Here is a 17,027-nt window from a genome sequence, read left to right on the forward strand (position 1 = left end):
GGAAATCTGTTCGTTGTCATCTTACAATTTTATTCTTGAAGCCCTATTCTATGCAGCTTCATATTAAATTGGTATAAGTATGAAACCCAAACAGTTGAAAATCCTGGCTACTGCTTTACTTATGGTTTGTCTAGGGGCTGTGGTTTCAGTTACAGCACAAAATCCTACCACAGTCTCCGGCTATTTTTCAGCGAAGACCGGCTTTCGAGTCAATACAACCTGTTCGATAATATCGCCGGCTTTTTTTACTCCGCCCGATCGCCCGATCGCGTCTTAGAGGGCGATCGGCCTTTGTTTATACGACTCTTGGGTTAGAGGATGTTTTAAAAGGGTCGTTTGACCTCATAGTTGGCACAAAGAAGCATCTAAGTATGGGCCCAAACCTTGATTGATCGTCTCAGCTAAGCCCAATCAGAAGGGCTAAATTATACCTGACTGGACTTTTAAAACATCCTCTAAGGGAGATAGAGAGTGCGATCGCTATTTCTATTGGTTGTGGTTGGGAAGGGCGATCGCACTCCTGCTCGTCTCATTGGCTGGAATAATGAATGTCCCTCTTAGAAAGCTTAATATTACTCTAAGGGCGAGAATTTTCGATCCCATCACACACATGACGATCGCTGTCTGTTTCATTAAAGGTTGCTAGATATTTGCGTACTCTAGTGCAACCTTTGGTTAATAAATTGTCAAATCCTCCCAAATGCCACAACTTAGCATTACCTTTTTCGTCAATAGTAGCTATGACACTACCGTCGGGGCTAATTTCGCCAAACTTTACTTGATTAGTATTGTCATCAGAGCTAGTTTCGTTAGAACTTAAATTAAAATCAACAGACTGATTGCTTTGCAAATCCCATAAGATCATAGTCTGTCCCGCTTTAATGGCGACTAAACTGCCATCATTGTTAAAGCTAATATTGTCAATATCTCTAACTCTCAATCTTCCCAGACGTAAAATTGCCAACTGTTTACGAGAAAAGAAATCCCAAATGGCAACACTACCGTAGGTGGACATAACATCAGCCATAGCTACTAACAGTTTTTCTCCCTTGGTATCGGATTTCCAAATTGCGCTTTGAATGAAGCCTTCATCCCAATTAAATTTTTTCTCTTGTTTGCGTTTAAAATCCAACACGCGCAAAGAATTTGGCGCGTCCGAAGTTCCCTCAAAAATTGCTAATTTTGTCCCATCAGGATTAAAACTTACGCTGTTTACTGATTCATCATGTTCTAGAAGCTTTTGTTCTTGGTTTGATGACAAATCCAATAAACGAATGTCTTTAGGTTGAATGATTGCCACTTGCTTAGCGTCAGGAGCTAAAATCAATTTACTTTCTGGGCTATACTTCGGAGATAAATTTTTCAAATCTTGGCCTGATGATAAATCTCGTAGGTGAATTTTCCCCTCTTCTAAAGTTGCTAATCTCTTACCATCAGGGCTAAAACTTATTGCCTGAACTAAGTTTTGCATTTCTTGTGGTTGGCTCAATGATTCACTCTCTAGGTTCCATAGACGGATAGTATTGTCATTTCCAGCCGTGAGGAATTGCTTACCATCAGGGCTAAAACTGAAACTAGAGACTAAGCCTTGATGACCTTTTAATTCAGTTACTCGGTTGCCAAACCCATCTAACAAGCGAACAGTGCCGTCATAATCTGTGATAGCTAATTGTTCGCCATTGAGGCTATAACTCACTCTAAAAACCTGACCTAATTCTTCTTTGGGAGTGCGTTTTCCTACATTCCAAAACTGACTAATTTGTCCTACTGTTCGTTCCGACCCAAAGGTAATTACCAAGTTCTCACCATTGGGATTAATGATGACATCATCAACTGGAAACTGAGAAAACTCACCTGTGAACTTACTTGGGCCTGTGAATTTATTGTATCGATAGTTCCAGTTCCATAAAAAGAGATCCGTCCCATTGGTATCCCTGGTAGCTACCAGTAAATTGCCATCCTTTTTAAAAGTAATCCCTTGAGCCTTTACTTGTGAGTCTGTTAATGGATATAGTTGATATGGTTGTGGATTGTTCCAAGTCCACAAGTACACGACATAATTACTAATGAAAGCCAGTGTTTTGCTACCTGGACTGAAACTGATGCTTGTTACAGCACCAGGAAGCCTTGATGATTGATAAAAATGTCCGTTTTCCCAGTCCCATAGATAGATTCCTCGAAAACTCTCACTGGTTAACGCTAGTTTTGTACCATCAGGGCTAAACTTGGCATCAATCACTGAGCCAAGAGTTGTTGGTATTTTGTTGCATTGCCTATTGTTTATGTCTCCGACACAGATAGTATCTTTGTTTTTTGTAGTAGCCCACAATAGCTTGCGATTCCGGCTGACAAGGGTATCCTGTACCACTTCATCGGGAGGGAGTTGCCAACGTTCTTGCTCTTTGTTGAGATAAACAGCCCTACGTAAGGTAGCAACGATTTGACTTTGTAGCTGTGAGTCAGGTGGCGCTACTCGCAACAGCCAGTGTTTACTGGATTGGCCAGCCTGTAAACTCTGAATCAAAGTGTCTAGGGTTAGATAATTTGAGCGTAAGCCAGTTTCTGAGGATTGCCTAGCAGTGTTTATTTGACCAATTACACCTATTCTTTGCTCTCTCAAAGCCCAAACAGTTAACCAGCTCAATCCCAGAATTACTCCAGTTGCAATTCCCCAACGCAAATTAACATTTCTGCGCCTCTGCCAAATACTTTGCTGCACAAACTCAGCTTCCACTTGGTTAAACCAGTAGTCGCGAGATTTAAGAGTCTTTCTTAAGACATCAAGATAAGGATTCCCATTCCAAAGAAACTGTGCCTTCTTTTCACGCGGATTTTCTTGAGTATTTTTCTGTCTGACTTTGCTCAACCAGTCTTCAGCAAAGCCGAATGTTTGGTCTAACAAATTTAAAAAAGGTTTAGTCTTATTTAAAAAAGTTGATGGTTGTTCCTGGCTTTTGTATTCCAAGGTAGTGCTTTGTAACCGCACTCTTGCCTCTTGCAGCAGTTGTTGGATATCTTTCTCTTGGATTTGTTTTAACCAGTCTTGCGTAAGATCGATCTTCTTGTCTAAACTCGTTAAAAAAGGTTCAGTTTTTGCTAACAAACTTGGGGGCTGTTCCTTCTCTTTCCAATCCAAAGCAGCAGGTGTCAGTCGCCGTTGCAAAAGCAAATTTTCCTGCTCCTCCTCTTGCCATTTCTGTAATTTATCCCACCCTTTAACTAAGAAATCATGGGCAGGCTCTACATAAGGTTCTCCCGTTTCCTGTCCACTAACAACAAGGCGAGCTTTATCAAGAGATTCTAGGACTACTTTGACTCGCTGATTTTCTTTCTCATCTAGTTGGGTTGGCTCTTGCTTGTTGGCGTAATTCAATTCTGATAATGGCACCCGTCGCCGTACTGGTTCCCCACCTTCGATCGCCACCATCCGCAGCATTACTCGACGCATCGTATCTCTGTGAGCATTATCCGGTAAACTATTATAGATTTCATTGCCTCTGCGACTCAAAGAACCCGCAATACCACCCTGTTTGTAAAATTCTTCATCTACAGTTAAGGCACGTTCTTGCTTACCATCTTTTACCCATGCTTGATGCAGCTTAATATAAAGTTCGCTGAGGGTAAATGATAACAACGGTAAAGCTCCCGGCATTTGACTCACTTCATCAATCAGCTGATTCACTAAGTTAGCTGGCTCGAAATATAATGCCATTTCAGCTGCTGGCTGCTCAATTGCCTGCCGTAACTCATCCAAATTCATAGCTCGCACTGGGAAACGCGCTTCTGTCCAATATTCTTTAAGCGCAGATTGAATAAACCGAGGCTCAAAGTCAGAACGCAAAGTTAACACAATATGAAGTTGCGGACACTTCTTTAGAGCGTTGACAAGCAAGGCTAAAAACTGCTTCTGAATATCCTCTTTTTCTTCAGATTGGTTGTTAGCAGGATTTACCTGGCGACTCATTGTGATTAACTCTTCAAATTGGTCAATTGCCAGTAAGAGTTTGCGATTTGGATTGGTTTGGCTCCAAGTAGATAAAAACAAGCTAAGATGTTCAGGATTTTCTTTTAAGTTATCAGCTAACTTATCTTGAGTTTCCACGAGCGGAAGAATTGCTTTTGCTAAGGCATCAAAGGGGGATTCACCCGGACGCATTGGTTCTAAAATCTCCCATTGATGTGCGTAGCTTATAGGCAGAAATTTGAGAGAAATATCAGGATTAACTTCCAAAATTGCCAAAGTAATTATGCAAGCATAAATGAGAGTAATATCGAATGAGTTGGTAGCTTTTCGTAAATCAGAAATCAACCCAGCTTTTACTAAGCTCGATTTACCGGAACCCGATATTCCTAAAACAACTGTCAGTTGTTGTTCTGGTTGAGATACTGGTCGAGACACTCGAACCGATAATTGGTTAACTAGCTGTTGTCTGCCAAAAAAGAAACGTGCGTGTTGCTCGTCAAAGGATTGCAAACCTCGGTAGGGATTGTTATTTTCATCCAGTGGGGGAGCAGGCTTTAATTTTTCTCGCACAAAACCTGGTAAAGTAAAAATAAACTCCCCTCTGTCATGCTTTTGTAAAGGCCAAAGTCCAGCAGTTTGTAATTCGCTATAGCCATCTTTACCGATCAAACTATCGCGCAGATACAGATAAAGTTCTGGGGCTGTAATCACCTTATCCCCAGTTAAATCTGCCTTCATATCTTTCAACCCATTAATTAGGGCTTTAGCAAAAGGCGAATGCAGAGAATCTTTATCTATTCCTCGCTCATCAGTATAGTCTAGGGCTTCTTGATTATGAGCAGCAGAGGTGATGGCTTGCCAAGCTGGATACCGAATAAAACGATCGTAATGCTCTCTGTGAATAGTTTCTAAAGCGGAAATAACATTTCTACTACTCGACCAGCGAAAATTCCCAGCAAAGCAACAATCTAAAATCACTAATAAATGATGACAATCGAGTTTAGAAAGTGCTTCATTCAACTTCCGCATGGGTAGATAAGTCTCCCACTTTCCTAACTTGGCATCTTGAGGAATTAAAGCTCCTGCTGGCCCATCTTCACTATTACGTGCAATGCCATGTCCAGCGAAGTAGAATAGTAAGCGATCGCCTTCCGTCAATTTAACTTCATTGGGCAGTGTTTCAAACAATAGTTGATTGATTTCTGCCAATGTAGCTTCGCCATGCTCGGAAAATAGTCTGATTACTTCTTGATACTCATATTCTTGTTCTAAAATATCTGCGATCGCTCTAACATCATTGACGGCTGTTTTCAGTGGGTGAATTCCATTTTGATAATTGTCGATGCCTATAACGACTGCTATGTTGCGATCGAAATTTGTTTTATCTGGGCTCCAACTCATTGCCTTACCTCACCTTTATTTAAAAAAAAGCGAAGGTGCATCTTATAATTGATTAAATAATTTACAATTTAGATGCACTTAAAAAACAGTTTTACGTCTAAGCTTTGAAAATTATCTTTGGCTGCTTACACCTCTTTTTACAACAAGCGTTACCTGGTCTGTTGTCCATTCTTCACTGGCATAAGCCGCAGAATTGACATTTTTTGTGGGAGGAGCATCTTCGCTAGCAAAGAAAGCAGCCAAAAATTTAGCTAATGGAGTAGTCGCTCTATCTGGATTTCTACTCTCAATGGGTTTATCTAATGCGGGTAGTTCCAGCCAATCAAAGCTAGTCCCATCAATTGTGGCAAAAACTTTCAGAATATCCGTACCTTCTTGGGAACCGTTGGGAAGGCTTGTATTAATCCGCCACTTGACTTCCTTGCCAGGATCTACAGTTTGAAAGGGTGCGCCAGTTGGGTAGCCTTTTATGATACTCCAATCCGGCTGAATTGCCAGCACCGTAATGTTGAGAAATAGGGAAGATTTGTTGCGAATAATCAAATAACTGTATCGATCCACATCAAGGGTTGGTACGTTGCCAGGATTGTTAAATGGTTTTAATTCTTCCTTATCTCCAGGTACGTAGTCATCTGGTAAGGCAAATAACTCTACCTCGATCTTTCCTTTAAGAGGAGACTCCGGATCGTGGTTATCCAAATCTATAGTGGCGTGATATTTAGACAAATGCACCAAACGTTTTAATACACTAACTGCGGCATTAGGATTGTCTACTTTCAGAGTAGGTCGCAAATTAGAAATTGGTATTCCAGTGCGATCCAAAATTTCATAGTCACCTGCTGAGTTGATAGAAACTTGGTAATCAGCAGCTTCATCTCCAGATACTAACTCCACCCAACCTTTGCCTTCTGGCATTGCAGACTCAACGGCTTGCAGTGCAACTTTTGCATCTATTCCTAAAGGTTGGTCTTTTTCTTCTGGCAATACCAAATGTACTTTACTGACAAGTTGGACATGAGGATACAGCAATAAAGCGGGAGCGCCATCTTCAATATCCTCTATCTTGCTTTCTCCTAGCATTTGGGTAATAGTAGCCCAAGAATTCACCGCACCGAGTCGTGTAATTTGAACCAAAGCTAATCGCTGATTGGTTTGTGTGAAATCTGCGGTTTGAGATGGATAGATGACAAACTCTGCACCTTGACGCAAACCATGAGCTTGACCAGCATTCAACTGAACCCGATTCTCTTCTAAATTTACTTGTATTACTGGTACAGTTAACTGGGTAGATACCAAGTTATTTCCAAAGAAAGTGCCATCGCTTTTTCCCTGCAACATCGGTGTTTGTTTTTCAAACTGACTGTGGACTTTAGCGAAAATGCGATCGTGAAGTGTTTTGGAAGTAACTCCTGTTCCAAATTTCTCTAAAGACCTCAAGAGCCAGTAAGTCAGCGCTCCATTACGCTCGCCATCAAAATCTGTCTCGTAAGCATACTCATTGTCTCGACAAGCAGCTAATAAAGTGTAGCCTTTGGGTTCAGGTAGCCAACCACTACTTGTAACGTTGCGAGTATTGTGGTTGTTTTGTGCCAAGCTTTTCCACGTTTGAGCCAATTCATCCGCAGATCCCACTAAACTCTCTATGGGTCGCGGCGTTGTGTCAACAGCGCCCCCTTCTGAACGACGAATATCACAGTCATCTCCAATCTTTCGCGCAGCCCCTCCAGAATGACAACTATCCAGAGCGACTGTAACGACTAACCCCTTATCCACCATATTTTGTAGAAGTTTTGCTAACTCCATGTCGCGGAGATAGCGAGCGTTTGAATCGCCGATATCTGTGGGAACTAGCGACTCATCAATTCCATCCTCTCCTTTCAGGTTGGGGTAAATCGTCGCCGCACGTCCCCCGTGACCAGAGTAGTGAATGTACACCTGGTCTTCAGCTTGAGCCTTCTCGGTAATTTCCTTAAATTTGGCTATCATATTTTCGTAGGTTGGCCACAGTTCTTTTGGTTCCGGTGGCTCAATTGAAGCGTCAGCATTATTAGAAGCTGTTAGCTTCACAATCTGGGTTTCGGGTACTTGGAGCCTATTTTTCAGAAAAGCTTCTACGTGGTTAATATCCCGTACACATCCCTTCAAGCTTTTGTAGTAACTACCGTCAGATAATTTATTGGGTAGGTAACAATCAATTCCTATAAGTAATGCGTGGAAATTAGAGCGAGTCGAATCGGTTGCGTTAGCCATATTTTTCTTCAGTTTTTATGGTTTTTAAAGTTCTCTAGTTTATTGAGGAGGCTTAAACAACAGTTTAAAACCTAAAAAACTGTCCAATCTTCCCCTAAAAACAAAGCTCTTTCAGCCTTCCGCCTCCGTGTCAATCCTTCTAATTCTTGACTGCCTGCTTTATTCCATCGCGGGAATTGATCGCCCGCTCCCTGAAAGTCTCCTTGGTTTAAAAGCTTTAAAAGAGTTGAATCAAAAAGATTTTCAGGCCCCAGATTAAAAGTAAAAGACACTAACGCCGAAAATTGATTTTCATTGATAGAAAGTTGCACAGCCTCAGACACATACCCTTCAAATTCTGCTAAATCTTTTCTCAGCAATTCTTCCGCCTGTGCTTCCGTAATAGTCATTCCCTCATATACGCCTTGGGTATGTCCGTATCCAATTGTCCAAACGCCAACAGCATCAAGATAGGCTTCTACCTCCATTCCCTCAAAGGATTTAATCAAATTCACCCCGTCTTGATTGATTGTCATCCCTCCGCGAGCGGCTATTTCCATAACTTGAGGAGGAACTTTATCGGGAGGAGCGCTCCCAAAGGTTTTAGCTAATGTGAATCGCAAAGCTTTTGAAAGCAATTTAACTTGTCCTTCGGTGGCGATCGCCTTTACCGCCACCTCGCCTTCCATTTCATAAAGACTTCCATCAGGGAAGATTTCCAGCACCCGTTCCATCGTGATTTATCCTTACTTTTTGGATTTTATGTTTCAATTCAACCGTGAAGCATAAGCTCTATAATTAATTCACTGGCTGTTGTGCAACACTGTTTGCTGTTGGCGATTCTTTGCCGTTAAATGTATCTGTCTCTTCAGGCAGATTTTTTTCCCAAATTTCGCAGACCGTTTCCGATGTGGTTTCGGCAACTGTAGAAGTTGCCGAAACCAGGGTTTTGATAATCAATACCGCAACAATCATGGCGATCGAAAAAGGTAAATTGAGTTGACTTGCTAAAGCTGGGGCTAAAAATGTCGCTGCTTTCTCAGAGTTTTCTTTGTAGCTTGCCTGAATTTTGGCTATCAGTTCTGGGTCTAACAGTTCGCCGCACATCAACTCATAGGATTTGATATTGAATTTCTTGAAGAATTGGTCGCCAAATTTCAAAGCAAGACTATCTGAACTAAAACCTCTGGGAGTTGCGTTTAGCTCCTCTTCCAGACTCTCAATAGAAGCAGAACGTGCGGTTGTATCTTGCCCTATTTCTTGAAGCCGAATCCCAAGCTGTGCCTTGAGAGTATCTTCATCAAGGTCTAGCAATTTTTGCGCTACTTCATCAATTTGCGTCATAACTTTAGGGAAGTTGTTGTGACCGACTACAAGGTGAAAGAAAGGGCGGGTTGAGAAGAGCGATTGTTTTGATACTATCAATCTAGGAGACCCGACACTACAAATATCAAGGCTTACTTAGGGAACGGGAAAATGACACCAACTCTCGCCACCCACATCCCAAACAGCTCGAAGGTCGGAATAAGTGTAGCGAACATCTCCACCGCTAGCGTTATTGTCATATCCACCCTGATAACCTAGCCATTTGCCATAGGGATCGTTGCAGATCCAAACTCCCTCTGCATCGTCATAACCTTTGATGACAATGATATGACCATTTGTAAAATAACCGTGAATGACAACAGGATTACCTTTAGCTAAATGCTGTTTTATTTCCTGTTCAGAGGTAACATTTTTGAAGTAAGTATTCTGAAGTTTTCCATTGCCATATTTTTGACCCCACTCCCGGAGAAGCCGCTGAAGATAAATGGGGATGTGTCGCGTACAAGTGCCGTCTGCGAGAGGATAACCCTCCTTTTCATCCCACTCTTCTGTTTTTCGGAACAGCACATCTTCAAGCTGTACATCGTTTTTAATATCTTCTTGCGTTCGAGAATCCACCTCATAATACTTGAGAACCATTGCTATGCAAGTGACATTACACGCCCCTGAAGGACGTTTTAAATTATTGAGCTGAGAGTGGTAAGGAACTTTTAAATCAACTTTCGGCGGCAGTACCGGCGGGTACTGTTGAGCAACTGACTCACCTCGCGGAACAGCCGTTAAGGAGATTTCAACATCATCGCCAAAACAGTAATATTGTTTTGGGGCTGTTTCTGGTGAACGAATATCAAATTCATCGAGATAAACCCGAATATACTTACCTTGCAAATTAGGGGTGTACGCACTGATAAAAATTTCCTCTCCGGCTTTGTACTTGAGCATTTGATCTGGAGATAATAGTGATGTGTCGAGTGGGCGAGCTTTCAGCACCGAATTGTCTTTAAAACGCAATGTATATTCTAGGGTGTTCATTCTTTACCTCGTGGACTGGTAAGATGCTAGGTTCAATCGTAAGAGAATAATCCCCAAAAAGTTCCTAGCTTTTAGTTGAGTCTTAAATTAGCCAAAAGGCCAGCTCGCAACTGGCCGTAAGTACAGGACAGAACCTGTACTTTTGGCTAGGTGTCGTGCCAAACTACAGGCTGGCAAGGCTTTTCAGACGGCGATCGATTGCGCGATTTTAGATTAAAAAATTGCTCCCACGGGCTGTAGCGATCGCAGGTGATGAGTACGCTACGCTTTTTTCAAGGGTTCACTGCCTGTACCGAGGGGCTATGACCAAATTGCTTCCGGTCAGCATAAAAAATCAAATACAGATAAACCCGGTTGCTTTCCTCTACTCCAAAAAGCTGATTTAAAATAATGCAAAATGTCAAATTTAATAAACTTTAACTATTTAGATAGATGTCGTAAGTTGAGTTTTTTATCTACGATGATTGTATTGAGTTATTAATAGAATTGCCGTGATTTTTCCCAACCCTACTCCATTTCCCGGCCCGCAGATTCCCAGTACCGAACCGGGGCTGCCGACTATACCCGCATCGCCACCAGTGCCGGGCCCCGTTCCCGAACCGATTCCCGGGATAGTACCGGAGCCGGTACCTGCGCCAATTCCCCAGCCAATTCCCGAACCGGTGCCGGAAACTGTACCCTCTCCAATTCCTCAGACAGTGCCGGAGCCTATTCCTCAGACAATCCCGGAACCTGTTTAAATTATGTTTTAGTCGATCGCACAATTTAAGATTGTTTGTCAGACCGATCACAAAAACCGGCTTTCTCCCAAGTCCCCAATCATTTTGTTGAATATCAGACTTGAAAAAACTCGGTTTTTGCCTAAATTATCGATTAATTGAAGTTGAGCGCAGTCTCTTTACAAAGGTCAACAGCCTCCAAATCAGTGGATTTGCCATCAGAGTATTCGGCCCTGACATCGAAAACACAGCCCGCCTCCGACCCACCGTAGTCAGCTCGATTCCACTCAAAATCTGCCTTTTCCCGATCGGCAATGGGGGCCTCTAGCTCGTTTTCTCCCCAAGTATCCTTATCGGGAGGAGACATATAGACTGCTGTCATCGTCTGGCCGCTGTTGTTAACCACCGAAATTTTGACCATCTGAGCGAAAACGCTAGCTGCTGTCAGCCCTAACATGGGCAGCGACAGCCCCGCAGCGATCGTTACTTTGCTTAACTACTTGTTAACCATTGAGCCATCTACCTCAAGTTAGATATTTATTCAAGCTTAGCTGTAGAAGTTAGAAGGGACAAGTCAGATATATTGCTATTGCTTATGATATTTTGAAACAGTGATATGTTTCTAAATAGCTATGCTTACTGCCGGAATTGTCGGACTGCCTAATGTTGGCAAATCTACTTTGTTTAATGCTCTGGTTGCTAATGCCAAGGCGACTGCTGCTAATTTTCCTTTCTGTACGATCGAGCCAAATACGGGTATCGTGGCAGTGCCAGACGAACGGTTGAAGGTGCTGAGCAATATTTCCAATTCCGTGCAAACTGTCCCGACGCGGATGGAGTTTGTGGATATTGCGGGTTTGGTGAAGGGGGCGAGTCAGGGGGAAGGACTGGGAAATCAGTTTTTGTCTCACATTCGGGCCGTAGATGCGATCGTCCACGTGGTCCGCTGTTTTGAGAATGACGATATTATTCACGTTGCGGGTTCTGTCGATCCGATCCGAGATATTGACATTATCAATCTCGAATTAATTCTAGCAGATTTAGCTCAAATTGAACGTAGGCTCGATCGCACTCGCAAGCTAGCCCGCAACAACAAGGAAGCTCAGGCCGAAGTTGATGTGCTCGAAAAATTAGTCGTGGTTTTGAATGCGGGGAAACCAGCGCGGCAGTACAGTTTCACAGATGAAGAAGCTGAATTAGTTAAAGGTTTGGAATTACTGACCAACAAACCAATTATCTATGCTGCTAACGTGTCTGATGACGATTTAGCAACGGGAAATAGCTATGTCGAACAAGTGCGGGAAGTAGCAGCTAAAGAAAATGCTAAGGTTGTCATAGTTTCGGCGCAAGTTGAGTCAGAATTGGTGGAGTTGTCAGAGGAAGAACGAACGGATTTCCTAGAATCTCTGGGGGTAAAAGAAGGGGGCTTGAAATCTCTGATTCGAGCTACTTACGAATTATTGGGTTTGCGGACTTATTTTACTAGCGGGCCGAAAGAAACTCGCGCTTGGACGATTATCGCGGGAATGTTAGCACCGCAAGCTGCAGGGGTTATTCACTCGGACTTTGAACGGGGTTTCATCCGGGCCGAAACTGTGAGTTATGAAGATTTGGTTGCTACGGGCGCGATGAATGCGGCTAAGGAAAAAGGCTTAGTTCGCAGTGAAGGAAAAGAGTATGTTGTACAAGAGGGGGATGTGCTGTTGTTCCGATTTAATGTTTAGCTTTTGTAAGGAGATTGGCACATGGATATCATTTCGTTGGTAATTGCTTGGCTAGTTACTTCTGTGAGCTTTTTTATCATTTCCAAGTTGCCCATCGGGGTGGACATTGACACTTTTGGAAAAGCGATGATTTCGGCTGCGGTTTTTGGATTGCTGAATGCTTTGGTGCGGCCGCTTTTTGTGGTTTTGGGTTTTCCTTTGGTGTTGGTAACTTTTGGTTTGTGGATAATTGTTATCAACGCGATTATCTTTGGATTGGCGGCTTGGCTAGTGGATGGATTTCGCTTGCGCTGGGGAATTTGGAGTGCTTTGCTGGGGGCTATCGCCCTCGGTTTTATCAACTCTTTGCTCTATGAGCTGTTGCGGACTCTGCCTAGTGTAAGGTAGATCCGGGTAATGCGGGGGGCGGAAGGAAGGGGCGGGTTTATTCATCCTGTTAGTTATCGCAAATATTTCAGGTGAAACTCGCCTCTTCGGCAAATATTTTAGGTTGAATTCCCCCATATCAGGTATTTGTTTTTTGGTATTGGTTGAGTTATTTGCCTTCGCAGTAGTCGATAAATTGCTCTGGAACTAGGCGCAATTCGCCCGATCGAAAGCGCTCGATCGGCATCCAAAATGCAGTATGCTCCCCATCTCCGTCTGCAAAATCCAGACTATCCAATTCATAAAATTTGGAATCGACAAAATCGCACTGGTATAGTTGTATTAATTCATGTCCGGCTTGGTCATTATAAATAAAGAAGTTTTCCAAACAAGTCAAATATTTGATGTTTGTCAACTCGGCTTGAATTTCTTCTTGAAACTCTCTTTGCAAAGCGTCGATGCTGTGTTCTCCGAATTCTACGCCGCCGCCCAAAGCGCGGTAAAATGTGTCTTTTTTGACCGGATCTTCGCATTCTGACACGAAAATGCGATCGCCCGATTGAATTAATCCTAAAACAATTACGCGAACTTTACCTTTTTGCATAATTAGTCATCAGTCATTAGTGATCAATCCTTAACTGGTTCCTAGGCTATGTCTAGGAATCAATGTCCAGAGGCTCTGCCTCGCTTTCGGAGCAGCAAAATAGGAGGCAGAGCCTCCGGATATGTGTTACCAGGCAGAGCGTAGTAACGAGTAGAATCCGCCCCTAATGAGTAATCACTAATCACTAATTATCGGCGGCAAAAGTCTCTCGACGGCGACTGGTGTCAACGGGCCAGTTTCTATTTTCCCCGCCAATAATGAGTTTTTCAATGGTTACGAATTCTTTGCTGAGTTGCTGGAAAACATTAATCAAGACATCGAGGCCAATTGCATCGCTAGTACCCAAATCAAACCAGCAGCGAGCCCAAGAACCTTGATACTCCATTTCTCCCATATTGTGCATCAAAGCCATCATGCTTTGGTCGGCTAGATTAACATCGTAATTCATCTGACTGATATCTAAGCCTTCATCTTGAACTTGCAAATTTTCTGCATTAAATCCTCCCAGTTTTCCCAAGAAAAACCAAGAGTCAAACACTTCTTCAACATACTGTTTTTCACCGTTTGAAGGCACGTTGCTGAACTTCAGCCAAATCCAGAGGTCAAAGGGGTTAAACTCGCGAAACTCTACTTGCATAGTTTTTTGGTGTTTTTATAGTGGTGGTAAGGCCGCCGGCCCCCAGACTCCATCTGCATCTCTAATTTTATCGCGCATCGGGTCGCAGGCGCGAGATTGGCTGTCGAGACGGTTACGGGTTCTGCACTGCTGAAAGAAAATTTCTGCTACTAAACTGCGTGGCAGTTGGTCGGGTTTTGCTAAGGCTGCGTCGAAGTGTTTTCGGGCTTCCTCAAGTAAGGTTTTGTTGCTGTCTTTCCCTTGGGATTGGGAAAACAAGATTTGTCCTTTTAGATAGAGAACTTCGGGATTGTTGGGCGTTTCTGCTAGAGATTTGTTGGCAAACTCTAAAGCGCGATCGTACTTTTTCAAGTCTCGATAGCCTACTGCCATGCCGCGATAAGCTAAGTAGCGGGGAGAGGCTTTTTGTTCGAGTCTTTGAATTGCTTCGTTGGGGTTGGAAAATGGCAGGTTTGTGGCTAGCATTAAGTCCATGTAGCCTTTTATTAGGTTTAGTTCTGGGTCGTTGGGCGCTATTTTGTCGGCAGCATCTAGGTATTGAAACACTACTCGCAATTTACTCAAAGCTTGGGGTGCGCCTTTGGCTGTTCCTTCTTTGGCTATAATGTTCGCCCCTTCTAGAAAGTGACCTGCTGCTGTGTAAATATTGCCGCGCAATGGATTAGTTTTAGTCAATTTTTCGCCGACTTCGCGGGTTTTTTGTGCGTAGGAATTCATCGAGTTTAAGTCCTGCTCGATGTAGGATAGGGAGGCTGCCATTGCATAGGCTAGCGGCTCGTTTGGTTCGGTTGATAGTGCTTGTTGAATTTGAGTTTTTGCTTGTTTGTAGTTTCCTTGCTGAAACATTGTTTTGAAAGCAGTTTCGGTGTTGGGCCCGATCGCCTGCGCGTTGCTGCTGCGAAAGGGATCGCCCGCTACTGCTGAGTTAATGCAGATGCTGAGGGCGATCGCTCCTGCACAGGCGATCGCCCGCACTGTCTGTTTAGAACTTAACATTTGCTTGCCAAGCGATGCTAAAGGGGTTTTCGTCATCGTCAATTCTCTCAATGTAATATACTGTAAACTAGAAACAAGAGAGTTAAATTTTCAGACTTTCGGGCCGCGACCAAAAAAAGAGTGAAATTTGCTTGATTTTTTGTGGTTGTTGAGGTATATTTTAATAATGGAAGTGTGGCTTGTAATATATTAAAGGACAGATTTCCATTATTAAAATATACCATGAAAAAACCGAAAAATCAAACGCCCATCCTGAAAAAAAAGGAAATTTTTGTAAAGATTTATGTAAAATAATTGTGTGCGATCGGCAACAACCAGAAACAAATGGCTGAGGCTCGATAATTAATCCGTGTATCCGTGTCAAAATTCGTGTAGTGCCTTCCTTCTCCCCAATTACCAATTGCGTTAATGCTTTATCTAAAAAACTTAGTATATCATCCTACCGCCTGTCCGAATCCTATTCTGAAAAATATTAACTTAGAACTTCCCTCGCAGCAAATGGGGCTGATTGTGGGCCGCAGCGGTTCAGGCAAAAGTACGCTATTAGAAATATTAGCAGGTTTAGCGGAAAAAACTAGCGGCGACATCCGTTGGCGGGAACAAGAATTAACACCGGAACACTTGCAACAATTAGGAGGGTTAGTATTTCAGTTTCCAGAAAGGCATTTTTGCGGAGGCACAATTTTAGAAGAATTGCGACTGGGGCATCCTGAATTGGGACAAGAACAAATCAACAAAGCAATGGCAGAAGTGGGACTCGGACATTTGCCGCTGCGCGCTTCCCCCCACGCTTTGAGTGGCGGGCAACAGCGTAGGGTAGCCCTGGCGGTGCAGCTAATTCGGCAGCCGCATTTGCTACTTTTGGACGAACCGACGGCGGGTTTGGATTGGTCGATGCGTCGGCAGTTGGTAAGCTTGTTGAGTAAGTTGAAAAGTCACTGGACTTTGTTGATTGTCACTCACGATGCTAGCGATTTGCTAAGCGTTGCTGACCGATTTTGGACTTTAGATCACGGGGATTTGCAGGAGGTCGATCGGGCTAAATTAGAAGCTAAGGAAACGAGTTGCGTTTGATTTTTCTGGCGTTTCCAATGGTTTCCCGGCGAATAGAATTCGCGTCTAAATCAATTGGCAGCGAATATAATTCGCGTCTACACAAACAAAGTCCGCCTGCGCGGACTGAAGAAATTCTCGGTGAATATAATTCGCGACTACACAAACAAAGTCCGCCTGTGCGGACTCAAAGAAAAGAGTGGAAATAGAATCTGATGAATGAGATTAAAATGCCTGTGTTGCCCCAGATGAACGAGTTGTGGCAAAAAACGCTGAATTGGCAGCCGGATGAGTCGCAGCAACAAAAATTTCAGCGGCTTTATGAGTTAATTGTCGAGGGAAATCGCTCCTTGAATTTAACTCGAATTACTGAGCCGATGGAGTTTTGGGAAAAACATTTGTGGGATTCTCTGCGGGGAATTGCGAGACTGCTGCCAGCTAATAACAGTGCAGGAAAAAATAGCGAATTGCCCCTAGATTCGGTGCATAAAGTTATTGATATTGGCACTGGTGGGGGTTTTCCGGGGTTGCCGATCGCGATCGCCCTGCCGCATTTATCAGTTACTTTGCTGGATTCTACTCGCAAAAAAATTACTTTTTTGGAAACAGTTGTGCCGTCTTTAGGGATAGAAAATGCGGCGACTTTGTTGGGCAGAGCCGATGAAATTGCCCGACAGCCACAGCACAAACAAGCTTACGATTTAGCAGTTCTCCGAGCAGTGGGAGCCGCTCCTCTCTGCGCTAAATCCGCGCTGCCTCTGCTGAAAAATGGCGGTTTAGCTGTACTTTACCGAGGGAATTGGACGGTGGAGGAAGAAACCGAGTTGCAAAGGGCGAGCGAGCATTTGGGCGGCACAGTTGAGTCAGTCGAAGCATTCACAACGCCGACGAGTCAGGGGGCGCGGCACTGCGTTTACTTGCGGAAAGTTGTACAGCAGTTCGAGCGTCCCGTCCGCTAGTAGGGACACGGCAGTGC

At 43.4% G+C, this 17,027-nt stretch carries 14 protein-coding genes; 5 read left to right on the forward strand and 9 right to left on the reverse strand.

The features are described 5' to 3' along the window. Positions 1 to 577: 577 nt before the first annotated feature. The 5 genes from QUA90_RS16075 to QUA90_RS16095 form a co-directional block, all read right to left on the reverse strand. A complete protein-coding gene (locus QUA90_RS16075; protein ID WP_333446491.1) occupies positions 578 to 5,365 on the reverse strand; it encodes an nSTAND1 domain-containing NTPase in 4,788 nt (1,595 codons plus the stop codon). Between the two features lie 111 nt (positions 5,366 to 5,476). Further along, entirely contained in the window at positions 5,477 to 7,615 is a 2,139-nt protein-coding gene (locus QUA90_RS16080; RefSeq protein WP_333323905.1) for a caspase family protein, read from the reverse strand. A gap of 71 nt (positions 7,616 to 7,686) precedes the next feature. Continuing rightward, positions 7,687 to 8,328: a lysozyme gene (locus QUA90_RS16085; RefSeq protein WP_333446493.1), complete on the reverse strand. Its 642-nt coding sequence runs from the start codon at positions 8,326 to 8,328 to the stop codon at positions 7,687 to 7,689. 64 nt (positions 8,329 to 8,392) lie between these two features. Beyond that, the gene (locus QUA90_RS16090; protein WP_333323909.1) at positions 8,393 to 8,938 is read right to left on the reverse strand and encodes a hypothetical protein; all 546 of its coding nucleotides are present in this window, start codon (positions 8,936 to 8,938) and stop codon (positions 8,393 to 8,395) included. A gap of 117 nt (positions 8,939 to 9,055) precedes the next feature. Continuing rightward, entirely contained in the window at positions 9,056 to 9,952 is an 897-nt protein-coding gene (locus QUA90_RS16095) for a C39 family peptidase (protein ID WP_333236885.1), read from the reverse strand. A gap of 491 nt (positions 9,953 to 10,443) precedes the next feature. On the opposite strand from QUA90_RS16095, the gene QUA90_RS16100 reads away from it, so the two are divergent. Beyond that, a complete protein-coding gene (locus QUA90_RS16100) occupies positions 10,444 to 10,692 on the forward strand; it encodes a gamma-aminobutyric acid A receptor, epsilon-like protein (protein WP_333061712.1) in 249 nt (82 codons plus the stop codon). 133 nt (positions 10,693 to 10,825) lie between these two features. Here QUA90_RS16100 and QUA90_RS16105 read toward each other — a convergent pair whose 3' ends face one another. After that, positions 10,826 to 11,128, reverse strand: a complete 303-nt coding sequence (locus QUA90_RS16105) for a hypothetical protein (protein ID WP_333446496.1) — start codon at positions 11,126 to 11,128, stop codon at positions 10,826 to 10,828. Between the two features lie 175 nt (positions 11,129 to 11,303). On the opposite strand from QUA90_RS16105, the gene ychF reads away from it, so the two are divergent. Both ychF and QUA90_RS16115 read left to right on the forward strand, forming a co-directional pair. Next, positions 11,304 to 12,395: a redox-regulated ATPase YchF gene (ychF, locus tag QUA90_RS16110; RefSeq protein WP_333446497.1), complete on the forward strand. Its 1,092-nt coding sequence runs from the start codon at positions 11,304 to 11,306 to the stop codon at positions 12,393 to 12,395. Positions 12,396 to 12,416: 21 nt separating this feature from the next. Further along, positions 12,417 to 12,782, forward strand: coding sequence for a phage holin family protein (locus tag QUA90_RS16115; RefSeq protein ID WP_333323915.1), 366 nt, complete (start codon positions 12,417 to 12,419; stop codon positions 12,780 to 12,782). Between the two features lie 148 nt (positions 12,783 to 12,930). Here the strand turns inward: QUA90_RS16115 and QUA90_RS16120 are convergent, their stop codons facing one another. From QUA90_RS16120 to QUA90_RS16130, 3 genes are all read right to left on the reverse strand, one after another. Next, entirely contained in the window at positions 12,931 to 13,365 is a 435-nt protein-coding gene (locus QUA90_RS16120) for an NUDIX domain-containing protein (protein WP_333323917.1), read from the reverse strand. Positions 13,366 to 13,549: 184 nt separating this feature from the next. Continuing rightward, positions 13,550 to 14,002: a DUF3531 family protein gene (locus tag QUA90_RS16125; protein ID WP_333038358.1), complete on the reverse strand. Its 453-nt coding sequence runs from the start codon at positions 14,000 to 14,002 to the stop codon at positions 13,550 to 13,552. 15 nt (positions 14,003 to 14,017) lie between these two features. Continuing rightward, a complete protein-coding gene (locus QUA90_RS16130; protein ID WP_333446500.1) occupies positions 14,018 to 15,034 on the reverse strand; it encodes a Sll0314/Alr1548 family TPR repeat-containing protein in 1,017 nt (338 codons plus the stop codon). Positions 15,035 to 15,406: 372 nt separating this feature from the next. Between QUA90_RS16130 and QUA90_RS16135 the strand changes: the two genes are divergently transcribed. Then, a complete protein-coding gene (locus tag QUA90_RS16135; RefSeq protein ID WP_333081148.1) occupies positions 15,407 to 16,072 on the forward strand; it encodes an energy-coupling factor ABC transporter ATP-binding protein in 666 nt (221 codons plus the stop codon). A gap of 194 nt (positions 16,073 to 16,266) precedes the next feature. After that, positions 16,267 to 17,010, forward strand: coding sequence for a 16S rRNA (guanine(527)-N(7))-methyltransferase RsmG (rsmG, locus tag QUA90_RS16140; RefSeq protein ID WP_333323922.1), 744 nt, complete (start codon positions 16,267 to 16,269; stop codon positions 17,008 to 17,010). Positions 17,011 to 17,027: the final 17 nt, after the last annotated feature.

Source organism: Microcoleus sp. D3_18_C4 (assembly GCF_036702355.1).
In the GTDB taxonomy this organism is placed as follows: Bacteria; Cyanobacteriota; Cyanobacteriia; order Cyanobacteriales; family Microcoleaceae; genus Microcoleus.

Coding starts and splice junctions, on each gene's coding strand:
- QUA90_RS16075 (WP_333446491.1), bottom strand. CDS start 5,365: ATGAGTTGGAGCCCAGATAAAACAAATTTCGATCGCAACATAGCAGTC.
- QUA90_RS16080 (WP_333323905.1), bottom strand. CDS start 7,615: ATGGCTAACGCAACCGATTCGACTCGCTCTAATTTCCACGCATTACTT.
- QUA90_RS16085 (WP_333446493.1), bottom strand. CDS start 8,328: ATGGAACGGGTGCTGGAAATCTTCCCTGATGGAAGTCTTTATGAAATG.
- QUA90_RS16090 (WP_333323909.1), bottom strand. CDS start 8,938: ATGACGCAAATTGATGAAGTAGCGCAAAAATTGCTAGACCTTGATGAA.
- QUA90_RS16095 (WP_333236885.1), bottom strand. CDS start 9,952: ATGAACACCCTAGAATATACATTGCGTTTTAAAGACAATTCGGTGCTG.
- QUA90_RS16105 (WP_333446496.1), bottom strand. CDS start 11,128: ATGTTAGGGCTGACAGCAGCTAGCGTTTTCGCTCAGATGGTCAAAATT.
- ychF (WP_333446497.1), top strand. CDS start 11,304: ATGCTTACTGCCGGAATTGTCGGACTGCCTAATGTTGGCAAATCTACT.
- QUA90_RS16115 (WP_333323915.1), top strand. CDS start 12,417: ATGGATATCATTTCGTTGGTAATTGCTTGGCTAGTTACTTCTGTGAGC.
- QUA90_RS16120 (WP_333323917.1), bottom strand. CDS start 13,365: ATGCAAAAAGGTAAAGTTCGCGTAATTGTTTTAGGATTAATTCAATCG.
- QUA90_RS16125 (WP_333038358.1), bottom strand. CDS start 14,002: ATGCAAGTAGAGTTTCGCGAGTTTAACCCCTTTGACCTCTGGATTTGG.
- QUA90_RS16130 (WP_333446500.1), bottom strand. CDS start 15,034: ATGACGAAAACCCCTTTAGCATCGCTTGGCAAGCAAATGTTAAGTTCT.
- QUA90_RS16135 (WP_333081148.1), top strand. CDS start 15,407: ATGCTTTATCTAAAAAACTTAGTATATCATCCTACCGCCTGTCCGAAT.
- rsmG (WP_333323922.1), top strand. CDS start 16,267: ATGAATGAGATTAAAATGCCTGTGTTGCCCCAGATGAACGAGTTGTGG.